This is a genomic window from Gluconobacter thailandicus F149-1 = NBRC 100600 (genome assembly GCF_000964465.1).
Taxonomy (GTDB): Bacteria; Pseudomonadota; Alphaproteobacteria; order Acetobacterales; family Acetobacteraceae; genus Gluconobacter; species Gluconobacter thailandicus.
Genome location: NZ_BANH01000039.1, coordinates 1 through 10,717 on the forward strand (window position 1 = coordinate 1; position 10,717 = coordinate 10,717).

Sequence of the window (10,717 nt, forward strand, 5' to 3'; positions counted from 1 at the left end):
TGAATCAAAATTCCCTACAAAAATCAATGGGTCCTGAGCCTAAGGAAATGTGCTCATGTCCTATGATGAAAACGGAACAGATTCGGAAATTCGTGAACTGGTCAGAGAACTTCAGACCGATGCGGAACAGTTGAACATCATGATGAACAAATCGGGCGCTTCGGAAGATCTCAAACACATGATTGCTGCACTGGCGGACAAGATCGACGGATTGACGTCACTGGTCCACTAAAATCCACCCCTTACTTCAGGAAGCCGTCCGCTCTGCAACCAGACGGATAATCCAATGATGAAGGGCCGCCGGCGTCAGGGACATACCATTGAGTCGCGGCATGGTAGCGAACGTCCCAAATCCCTTGACGACCACCGGTGTATGGCGTGCACCACCCGGCATGACGGCACCCGAAAGCGAGGGACGGTGATCTCCATAGAACACCAGAAGAGCGTCCCGACCGGTTTGCCCCAAAGCCTGTGTCACTCGCCCCAGAAGCTCGTCTCCGTGCCGGACGTGATAAAGATAATCAGCAACGCCCCCTGACCATGGCCCATGATTTTCAATCGTGACCGTAAAAATGAATGTTCCCGAAGGTTTGGAAACAGCCTCGTCGATCATTTCCAGTATCCGGTCTCCCACGGCCTGATCTGCGATATGGACCCCACATCGCGCCGCATCGACGAATTCCCCCGTACCGATCAGTCGGTTGAAACCCATGGCCGGCATCAGGACGTCACGTCCATAGAATTTAAGGTCATGTGGATGCAGAAAAACCCTCTCCTCACAAACCTGCGTCAACCGGGCAGCAAGAGCGTCGCCGGGCTGTTTCCCTGCTGTAAGATAAGGATCAAAACGACGGAAACCGAGTGCGCTTTCCTCGTGACCGAACAGAACGCCGTATTCGGTACGCATGGTATATGCGCCAAACCCCGAGACCTGAAGCTTTCCGATGTCCCCTTCCCGTTCCGCTCGCAGCAGATGAGGCAGCACACAGGCTGAGGCTTCTTCAACGCCGAACTCACGGGGATCGGCAAAAGATTCGCACTGGATCACTACAATGAGGGGTGCCTGGGCAGGCTGTCCCGCAGAAATCTGCGGCCAGTCCGGCAGGTTCCGACGACGGTCATCCTTCCACCTCAACCACCCCAGAATGATGGTCGCCAGCAGGCCGTAGCGCTCCTCTCCCACATCAAGGTCCGCAACAGGCAGAACTCTGCGCGCTAGTCCGGCACGACCTAGAATGTCCAGACACAGCCACCCGGTTACGAACAGGCACACCCCCTGAACCCGGATAGCAAGACCAGAACTGGTCCGTGACCAAAGCATATCCTTCAGAAGCAAACTGATGAACGACAACCCCAGAAATGCCAGCCCCGCCACAACCAGAACCCGGGCGAATAAAGGAATGGCCCCGATATAAAATCTAGGATGTCGGATAAAAGAACCGATCACCGCCACATCGCTGAACATCAGCGGTTCTCCGAGGACATTCCTCTTCAGACCGGAGCCGAAGACCAGAAAAACTCCCGTCAGAACCGCCAGTCCTACGGCAGCCACAGGATGCCCCACCAGCGACACCAGCGCTCCGAAAATCATGAAGGCCATGAAGAAGCGAAATACAGTGCCCTGAAAGAAAACTGTATTACTGCAACCATGAGCGCGGGTTTTTTTTGAATAATTTACACAACGAGATCTTGTTAGGTCTATTGTTTCAAAAACGACACATACCACAAATGAAAAATATAGTAATTTCACATATTCACCTGTTTATATTTACTTTGCCATTATCTATTTTTGACGAATTTTGCTATTTTTATGTGCATTCATAAACATTCCGCTTCATAATTGATTTTGTATCTTTCACGCCCACTTTTTGAATGTTAGCCTGTTCAACAGATTTTCCACACCCCCGCAGACATGAAACCGGACAGGGGCACGACAGAGGAAGAGTACTGGTCTTGAGCCTAGGAGCCGTTTCGACATCCAGTTCCCTCCCGCTCATTCTTTCCGCGCCGCCCTTGGGAAATGCTATCTATCCGTTTACGCAGATCCGATCATACATCCCTGACCGGATGGCTGAAGCCTTGGCCTCGCCGGAGCATATCCAGAACGACCCTGCCGTAAGGATGATTTCCGAGGCACGGGTAGGAGGAATGTTCTGGGAGCGCTCTGCAGCAACGGCAGCCGCAATCGTGGTCTGCGTCCCCCCTCATGCCGGGCATGCCCGGCAGATGTGGCGGAACGCAAAAGCATGGACCAGTCCGGATCGGCTGCTTCTCGTCACGCCGCATGACGGTACGAAATGGCGCAGGATGCGCAGCGAGGCCCGGGCCGAAGGGGCGCAGGCCATTTCAGAAAATGTGGACCCGCACTCCCTGCTGGATGGAACCCGCACATTTCTCTTGCCTCCGAAAGGCCTGACAACACTCTCGGCACTCGCGGCACTGACCGGACATCCCGTTCTGCGCCCCGATATGGATGCAGACTGGAAACCGGACCTGCACGCCCCTTCGGAGGCACTTCATATCCTCCACTCCGCAACAGAGTACCGGTCACCATTTTCGGGGCAACCGATCGAAATCCTGGAGGCGATCTCCCTCCTCACGGAATGGAAACGCATCCTCATGACCAATCGCACCATCAGCGTGTGTGTCGGCATGTCTTTCTGGAAGCGCGCCCGGATGGGAGCATTCTTCGCGACTGCGGAAAAACGTCGCCCTCTCCCGCTCTTCCGCCGCACCACCACTGGTGCCCTGACCGTGGCGCGAAACCGCCCAGGCCGGAACGGTATTGCTGTCTGGGCGACCCGCCTGCCGCGTGGACTGGAACAGGCAGCCCGGAAGAACCATTTTCCCCTTTTCCGCGTTGAAGACGGCTTTATACGCTCCGTCGGCCTTGGAAGCGGCTTCCTGCCTCCCGCCTCCATCATCGCGGACAGCAGGGGCGCCTATTACGACCCAGCGCAGCCCAGCGATCTGGAAGTCCTACTTGCCACCCACCCTCTCGGGGAAGAACTTCAGGAACGCGCCCGCGCCCTGACCAGACTGATCCGCGCACAGAGCATTTCCAAATATTCAGCCGGTGGCAGCGTTCCGACACTCGGCGCGCCGGAAGGGCGACAGATCATTCTCGTGCCTGGACAGGTGGCCGACGACATGTCGGTCCGGCTGGGAGGAGGAACCGTAGCAGGCAACATGGACCTGCTACGTCGCGTCCGGTCAGCCAGGCCGGATGCATTCATCGTCTATCGTCCACATCCGGACGTGGATGCAGGCCACCGCGCCGGCGCCATTCCCGATGCCGACGTCCTGCAAGTGGCCGACCGGATTTCCCGTGGAGGCGGCATGGCGCCCCTGCTGGACGTGGTGAACGAAGTCCATACGCTGACCTCCCTGACAGGTTTCGAAGCCCTCATGCGCGGACTTTCCGTCACGACGTACGGACAGCCCTTCTATGCAGGCTGGGGCCTGACCCACGACCGGGCGCCTGTCGTGAGACGGACCCGACGGCTGAACGTCGCCCAACTCACGGCTGCCACATTGCTTCTCTATCCACGATATATTGATCCTTTGACTGGCCTGTTCTGCGGACCGGAAGTTCTTATCGACCGCTTCGGCACCCCCGAAGTCTGGCGGCCTGACCTTCTCATGCGCCTGCGTGGAGCCCAGGGAAAGATCAGAAAAGTTTTTGTTCAGGGAGTTCATACGGTGCTGCACACACCTGCGATAAAGAAGGGCCGGTCATGACCGTTGTCAGAGACACGGCTCCCGCCGCAATGCAAGGCATCGAAGGCGTACAGCGGAACATCCTGCTCCTTCAGGGACTAATGGGTCCGTTCTTCAGGCTGATCGGCAGGGAACTGCGCCGTCAGGGATACGGAGTCTGGAAAGTCAATTTCAACGGCGGTGACCGGCTTTTCTGGCGCCTGCCCGGCGGAATCGACTTCACCGGGCGTGCCAATGAATGGCCGGACGCACTGACGCGGATCATCATCGAGCACGACATCACCGATGTCGTGCTGTTCGGAGACTGCCGCCCGCTGCATAGTGCAGCCATTGCCGTCTGCGCACGGCTGCATATTCCGGTGCATGTCTTCGAGGAAGGCTATCTCCGCCCCGACTGGGTGACGTTTGAACTCGGAGGCGTCAACGGCAACTCCACCCTCTCGCGCGATCCAGCCTATTACGTCGAGCGCGCCAGAACCCTTCCCGTACTGCCGCCGCACCACCCTGTCCCGTCTTCCTTCCGGACACGCGCCCTTCAGGGACTGGCCTACAACACCGCCGATCTTCTCTCCCGCTGGCATTACCGTCACTGGAACAACTACCGCCCCTGGCACCCTCTGACGGAAGGCATAGGCTGGTTGCGCAAACTGCTCGCCCGCGACGAACGCCGCACCCGAAGCCAGAAGACACTTGAGGCACTGCGGGCCTCGGGCAGCCCATACATGCTGTTTCCCCTTCAGCTCGACGCTGACGCCCAGGTGCGCCTCCATTCCTCCTTCAGCGGAATGGCGGAGGCCATCCGGGTCGTGATCGCCTCCTTCACGTCACATGCCCCCCACAGCATGCGTCTCGTCATCAAGGAACATCCGCTCGACAACAACATCCGGAACTGGTGCCACGAAGTCGCTATGCAGGCCGCAGCCTACGGCGTCTCTGACCGGGTTGACTATTTCGAGGCAGGGGACATCGCGGATCTGGTCCGTACCGCCACTGGCGTCATCACGATCAACAGCACCACCGGAACGCTGGCGCTCGCCGAAGGTAAACCCGTCATCACTCTGGGCAACGCCGTCTACGATATTCCGGGCATCACGTTTCAGGGGCCGCTGGAGAAATTTTGGTCGAACCCGGGACAACCCGACGCGGAAATCTTCGCAGCCTATCGCCGCGTCCTGATCGAGCGCTGCCTGATTCCTGGCGGCTTCTTCTCAAACGAAGGTATGGGAAAGCTGGTGCGCCACGCCATCGACCGGCTGACGCGCCACAGTCCGCGGGACTTCGCCGCCACATCGCGTGCCGAAATGGCACGCCGCGAAGCCCTGCGTCAGGAACTGGCCTGCCATCCCGACACTCCGGCGGCGATCACCTCTCCCGCTCCGGTTGAGACCAGGTCCAAAACGGAACGTGAAGTTCTGGAAGAGGTCTCGTCATGACCCGTGCGCCGTCTGGCCACAGGCCGTTCTACACGCTCGACATCTCGCGAATTCTCACCCGCGCGAGCGCCCGCGTCCCGACAGGGATCGACCGCGTCGAGCTGGAATATGCCCGCTATCTTCGCCAGCACGCACCCGACCATCTTGAATTCGCCGCTGTTCATCCGCTCGGACGCTTTGCCGTTCTTCCCTATGACAGAGCCAGCGCCTTTATAGAGGCCATCAGCACCGTCTGGAACAATGGAGCAGACGACGGAGGACAAGCTGCCAGACTGGGGAGGGCCCTTCTGCACGGCGTTCTTTTCCCACGTCCCGTCCGCTCTACCGCCCGCCACGCGCACACCGGTGGCCGCAACATCTATCTCCTGATGTCCCACCATCATCTGACACGACCCGAACTGGTTGCAGCTGCGATCCGGCGGCGCAACGGCCTGTTCGTTCCGATGATCCATGACCTGATCCCGCTCGAATTTCCCGAATACTCCCGGGAGCGCGAATACGCCCGGCACCTGCGTCGCATTCAGACGGTCGTTCAATATTCCGATGCCGTCCTTGTTCCTTCGCAGGCGACCGGACAGTCTCTTCTCCCATATTTTGAACGCGCGCAGCGGAACGTGCCCATATGGCCCGTTCCGCTCGGCGTCCATCTGTGCGCCACGTCGGAAACGCCTATGCTCTCTGGCGATGAAGCCGACACGGCCGCCCGACGCAGCCACCCCTATTTCGTCTGTTTGGGAACAATCGAGGCGCGCAAGAACCATCTCCTGCTTCTTAACCTATGGCGACGCCTCGTCGATATCCACGGAAAGGCTGCGCCTCATCTCATCATCGTGGGCAAGCGGGGCTGGGAGAATGAGCAGGTCATCGACATGCTGGAGCGTGCTCCAGCCCTCAAAGGGATGGTGGAAGAACATAATTCTCTCCCGGACACGACGGTTGTAACTCTGCTTCGAGGTGCCAGGGCGCTCCTGTTCCCATCATTTTCCGAGGGGTTCGGCCTGCCTCTGGCAGAAGCGCTGGCCCTGGGTACGCCCGTCCTGTGTTCGGACATTCCGGTTTTCCACGAGATCGGCCGCAACTGTGCCACGTATCTCGATCCGCTGGACGGTCCGGCGTGGGTCCGGGCTATCGAGACCATGTCGGGACTGACCACCCACACAGACCCTCCCCTCCCCCCTGTGCATCTGGCCAAAGACCAGATCCTCGCCTGGCCCCAAAGTGTCGCCCGCGCACTTGATCACATCCGGACCCTGTCTTAGCGACCTACGGCTTTCTGCATCCGGGAGAAATTTTTTCCCGTTCCTTCCCTGTTCTTATGCCTCTCCATCCCTCGGCAGGACATACTTTTGATGCTTTTCAGGCGGCTCTGGCCTTTTTCCACCCTGCGAACAGATACAGCACAGCATGATAACACGCGTGCACAGCCGCAATCCGTCTCAGGAGACGAACTGCTGGAGGCCTGCCAGCAGGAGGACTGGTCCCGGCTCGTTAAAAATACGGGCCAGATCCTGCGTACGACGCAGCATTGGCGCTGAATCATGTGGCATCACGTATTCATGAACGACATAAGTGTCTTCCCTGCCTCCCGAACTGCCATCAGACAGTAATCCGGCCTCCGACTGGTATTGCGGAGAAGCAACCAATCCGTAATAGCCACTTGCAAGAAGGGTTGGAACAATAACAACCCCCAGAAAAACAGATCGGCGCCGGATCCACGATATGGTCTGGTTCATCCTGCCAAGAGATCTTTTTTCTCCGGCTATCCCGTCATTCTCAAAACCTACAGATACTCTATTTGTATGGATCGGCTGGCCTCACACTTCTGATGTTGCCACTATATTGCTCTTCTAAGGGCCTCTGCCAACATTCCCATGAAAACCTTGTTCGGTTGTCCTGTTCCATTCATGTGTAGCGGTTTGGAAGAAGATGTTGAAATTTTACCCTGATTTACAGGCAAGTGGCTGAATGATAGGGTGCAAAATTACAGGTTGTTTCTGTAAAGACAGGTGAGGTTTGCAATGATGGTCCGGACTTTCAGGGCACATCCGACGCGGGTACGCCTGTTTCGAAACAAATGGCTTGAACTGACAACACTGACCCCGTTCCCTCTGTTTTTCAGTGTATGGTTTCTGATCGATATTCTTGCAATCGCAACGGCCTTCCAAACGGATTCAGGCTGGAAAATGATCGCAGGCTTCCTGACAGGACTTCTGGTCTGGACCCTTTTTGAATACGTCGCACATCGCTATCTCTTTCATCTCAAACTCAGTTCGGCGCTGGGGCGCCACTTCATCTTTCTGATTCACGGCAACCATCATGCGGATCCGAAGGATCCCCTGCGCAGCATCATGCCCCTGACCGTCAGTCTTCCTCTAGGGTTTCTGATATGGCTTGCCTGGCGTCATTCAGGGCTTGTGGCACACAATTCAGGATTTGCCGGCTTTGTCGTGGGTTATACGATCTATGACACGATGCACTGGGCCTGCCATCAGACCAGTTCACGCGGGCGGCTTGCCCGGCTCCTGAAAAAGCATCATCTTCTGCATCATTATGCGCCTGTCCATGGCAATTACGCCACGACAGTCCCACTGCTGGATCGTGTCTTCCGAACCCATATCCGGCCACGGTAAGTCCGCGACTTCATGCAGATTATTCTGGACGCCCGAAATACCGGCCGCGCCATGGGCACAGGCGTCACGACCTATACAAAGACACTCGCCGAGGCCCTGAAGGATCAGAAAAGCATTTCGGTTGGGTGGCTTCATGAAACGTCCGACTCACGAACGACTGCGGCGACGCATTCCCTTTCCGCACGCGGTTTGCGCTTCGGGCGAGCCCTGAGCAGTCGCCGACGCAAGGCTTTCACTGGCACCGGCCAGCAGACAGGAAACCTGATTTCCGAAGACGTTTTCCGGATCGGGCATGTGCATTTCAATATCTACGGAAAGCTTCTGGCGGTTGAGCCCACCGAAGAGCCGTCGGTAATGCACTGGACCTGTCCACTCCCGCTTTACATGCCGGGCTGTCCGAACATCGTGACGATTCACGACCTCATCCCCGTGCTACACCCCGAATTCTGCCAGACAGATCCCGGACGAATCCAGCGCCTGCTCGAAAGTGTAATTGATCGGGCAGATCTGATCGTTACGATTTCAGAAACCGTCAAAAAGGATCTCATGACGCATTTTGGACTTCCGCCAGAACGCGTCCGTGTCATCCATCAGGCAACCAACATCCACTCGGAATTGTTACATACCGGCTCTACAGGGCAGAATCGCTGTCCTGATGACAGTTTCATCCATATCGGCACCATTGAGCGGCGCAAGAACATTGGACGGCTGATCAGGGCCCACAGCCTTAGCCGGACACGACGCATGCTGGTACTGATTGGTCCGGACGGTTTCGGGGCGGAGCAGGAACTCGCGGCACTCTCCGACCATCTCCATCCGGAGCGGGTCATGCGCCTGCCCTGGATCGACCGGGCAGATCTTCTTGCGACCCTCGGAAGAGCCCGCGCCGTCGTATTTCCTTCTCTGGCCGAAGGCTTCGGGCTTCCCATCGTGGAAGCCATGGCTCTGGGTATTCCGGTTCTTACCTCCCGGGGAAGCACCACTGAGGAAATAGCAGGTGGCGCCGCCTGCCTGGTTGACCCTCTCGATATCGGATCAATTACGGCCGGCTTGATCCAACTGGATAGGGACGAAACCCTGTGCCAGAGCCTCGCTGCTCTTGGCAGCAAGCATGTGAAACATTTCAGCCCTCATGACTACGGAGTACGCTTCAGTGCCCTGTATCGTGAGGTGGTGACCGCAAGATAGCCTTCTTCCCGCCACAACGCCACGGCCTGATGCCGTTCCCCTCTTCCCATCCAAGGAGTTCAAGTGTCCGTTCAACCTCGCCTTCATGTCGCTCTCGATGGTTTCAATCTAGCCCTCCCCCGTGGCACGGGGGTAGCGACCTACGCGCGGACACTGAGCTATGCCCTCAAGGAAATGTCCTGTGAGGTCGATGTGCTGTATGGGCTGAACATTCCATCCAAGGCAAAAAGTCTGCTGCGTGAGATCCTGTTTTTTGATCAGGTCTGCGCAGAAGAGCAAAGCCGTCGTGCACGCTTCATGGGCGCGCGATGGAAAGAGCGGTTCCGCGCGGAACTGCTGGGCCACCGAGCGGTCAACATTCCGGTAGACCGGCATGTGGATGCCCGATCCTTTTCGGAACGGCTGCCGGCTTTTGACAGTCTTCTCAATGCGCGGGACCTGTTCATCACGGCATGGGCACATTACCGCCGGACGCGCCGTTTCCTGAGCATTACACTTCCCAACACGCCAGATGTCATGCACTGGACCTATCCATTGCCAATCCGGGTTCGGAATACGAAGAACGTCTATACCATTCACGATCTCGTGCCCCTGCGACTGCCGCATACCACGCTGGACAACAAGACTAACCATCTTCGACTGATCACGGACATCGCACGGCATGCGGATGCAATCTGTACCGTCTCGGAGGCTTCCCGGCGGGACATCGTCGACTTCGCACCGCACGCTGCAGCGATTACCCACAACACCTACCAATCGGTCCGGGAGCAGACCGCTGTTCAGAACCTCTCCGCTGACATCATCACCCAGACCCTGAATCGTCTCTATAGTCTCAAGACCGACGGATACTTCCTTTATTACGGATCCATTGAGCCCAAGAAGAACATTGCCCGCCTGATCGAGGCTTTTCTGTCGTCAGAAAGCCAGAGACCCTTGGTTGTGGTAGGTGCCATGGCCTGGAAATCAGAAAGCGAACAGCAACTTCTGGAACGTGGCAAGCGTTTGGGACGTATCATTCAGATGGAATATCTTCCAGAGAACGACCTGATGATGCTGATCCGCGGTACGAGAGCGGTTTTGTTTCCGTCCCTGACCGAGGGTTTCGGGCTGCCAGTCGTAGAAGCGATGATGCTGGGAACGCCTGTTCTGACCTCACGGGAGGCATCACTGCCGGAAGTAGTAGGAGAGGCCGGGCTGATGGTTGATGCCTATGACACTCTCAGCATTATGGAAGGTATCCAGACACTTGATCGGGACGATGCCCTCTGTAGCCAAATGCATCAGGATGGCCCTGTACAAGCCCGAAAGTTTGACATGGAGAATTATCAAATCGCGCTAAAAAAGTTCTATGATGCCGTCCTTGGCTGACGGTGCGATTCTGGCTGTCTGGCGTTAGGCGCCGATTGTTTTCTTTCGCGCCTACCCACCTGCTCTGCGGCCTTCCAACATGGCGGAGTTGTATCGGAAAAAGATCGTGACGTTGCGCGACAGCTTTCAATGCAAGGCAACTGCCGCACCTGCAGACGGTAGAAGCGATCCGGTCCCTGATCACGCGGATCTGCCTCATTCCAGACAATGGGGAGCCTGCGATTTTTCTTGAGGGCGACCTGGCAGCGATGCTGGGCTTTGCGTTGAACAGGAAGAGCGCCATGCGTCATCCGGACGCTGGCGTTCTCGAGAAGTTCCTGGTGCAGGGTTCAGATGGTTGCGGGGGCAGGATTTGAACCTGCGGCCTTCAGGTTATGA

At 57.2% G+C, this 10,717-nt stretch carries 9 protein-coding genes; 7 read left to right on the forward strand and 2 right to left on the reverse strand.

Translation table 11 applies throughout. The features are described from left to right. Positions 1–55 precede the first annotated feature (55 nt). On the forward strand, positions 56–232 hold the full coding sequence (locus tag B7444_RS10715; protein WP_016738144.1) for a hypothetical protein: 177 nt from the start codon (positions 56–58) through the stop codon (positions 230–232). Between the two features lie 15 nt (positions 233–247). On the opposite strand, the gene B7444_RS10720 is transcribed toward B7444_RS10715, so the two are convergent. Further along, complete coding sequence (locus B7444_RS10720) at positions 248–1,600, reverse strand: LTA synthase family protein (RefSeq protein WP_007284563.1); 1,353 nt, start codon at positions 1,598–1,600, stop codon at positions 248–250. Positions 1,601–1,953: 353 nt separating this feature from the next. On the opposite strand from B7444_RS10720, the gene B7444_RS10725 reads away from it, so the two are divergent. From B7444_RS10725 to B7444_RS10735, 3 genes are read left to right on the forward strand one after another with little or no spacing between them, the layout of a single operon-like run. Continuing rightward, positions 1,954–3,741 carry a capsular polysaccharide export protein, LipB/KpsS family gene (locus B7444_RS10725; RefSeq protein ID WP_035730479.1) on the forward strand — a complete coding sequence of 596 codons (1,788 nt, stop codon included), beginning with the start codon at positions 1,954–1,956 and terminating at the stop codon, positions 3,739–3,741. Next, positions 3,738–5,153: a capsule biosynthesis protein gene (locus B7444_RS10730; protein ID WP_007284561.1), complete on the forward strand. Its 1,416-nt coding sequence runs from the start codon at positions 3,738–3,740 to the stop codon at positions 5,151–5,153. Before B7444_RS10725 ends, B7444_RS10730 begins: the two co-directional genes overlap by 4 nt. Beyond that, positions 5,150–6,412, forward strand: coding sequence for a glycosyltransferase family 4 protein (locus tag B7444_RS10735; protein WP_007284560.1), 1,263 nt, complete (start codon positions 5,150–5,152; stop codon positions 6,410–6,412). The genes B7444_RS10730 and B7444_RS10735 overlap by 4 nt, the downstream gene beginning before the upstream one ends. Before the next feature lie 177 nt (positions 6,413–6,589). On the opposite strand, the gene B7444_RS10740 is transcribed toward B7444_RS10735, so the two are convergent. After that, positions 6,590–6,886: a hypothetical protein gene (locus B7444_RS10740; protein WP_007284559.1), complete on the reverse strand. Its 297-nt coding sequence runs from the start codon at positions 6,884–6,886 to the stop codon at positions 6,590–6,592. A 285-nt stretch (positions 6,887–7,171) separates the two neighbouring features. Between B7444_RS10740 and B7444_RS10745 the strand changes: the two genes are divergently transcribed. From B7444_RS10745 to B7444_RS10755, 3 genes are all read left to right on the forward strand, one after another. Continuing rightward, positions 7,172–7,783: a sterol desaturase family protein gene (locus B7444_RS10745; protein ID WP_007284558.1), complete on the forward strand. Its 612-nt coding sequence runs from the start codon at positions 7,172–7,174 to the stop codon at positions 7,781–7,783. Positions 7,784–7,795: 12 nt separating this feature from the next. Beyond that, positions 7,796–8,971: a glycosyltransferase family 4 protein gene (locus tag B7444_RS10750; RefSeq protein ID WP_007284557.1), complete on the forward strand. Its 1,176-nt coding sequence runs from the start codon at positions 7,796–7,798 to the stop codon at positions 8,969–8,971. 63 nt (positions 8,972–9,034) lie between these two features. Then, positions 9,035–10,339, forward strand: coding sequence for a glycosyltransferase family 4 protein (locus B7444_RS10755; protein WP_007284556.1), 1,305 nt, complete (start codon positions 9,035–9,037; stop codon positions 10,337–10,339). The last annotated feature ends 378 nt before the right edge of the window (positions 10,340–10,717 follow it).

Excerpts from the sequence above, each read along its gene's own strand:
- B7444_RS10715 (WP_016738144.1), top strand. The coding sequence starts at position 56 with ATGTCCTATGATGAAAACGGAACAGATTCGGAAATTCGTGAACTGGTC.
- B7444_RS10720 (WP_007284563.1), bottom strand. The coding sequence starts at position 1,600 with ATGGCCTTCATGATTTTCGGAGCGCTGGTGTCGCTGGTGGGGCATCCT.
- B7444_RS10730 (WP_007284561.1), top strand. The coding sequence starts at position 3,738 with ATGACCGTTGTCAGAGACACGGCTCCCGCCGCAATGCAAGGCATCGAA.
- B7444_RS10735 (WP_007284560.1), top strand. The coding sequence starts at position 5,150 with ATGACCCGTGCGCCGTCTGGCCACAGGCCGTTCTACACGCTCGACATC.
- B7444_RS10740 (WP_007284559.1), bottom strand. The coding sequence starts at position 6,886 with ATGAACCAGACCATATCGTGGATCCGGCGCCGATCTGTTTTTCTGGGG.
- B7444_RS10745 (WP_007284558.1), top strand. The coding sequence starts at position 7,172 with ATGATGGTCCGGACTTTCAGGGCACATCCGACGCGGGTACGCCTGTTT.
- B7444_RS10750 (WP_007284557.1), top strand. The coding sequence starts at position 7,796 with ATGCAGATTATTCTGGACGCCCGAAATACCGGCCGCGCCATGGGCACA.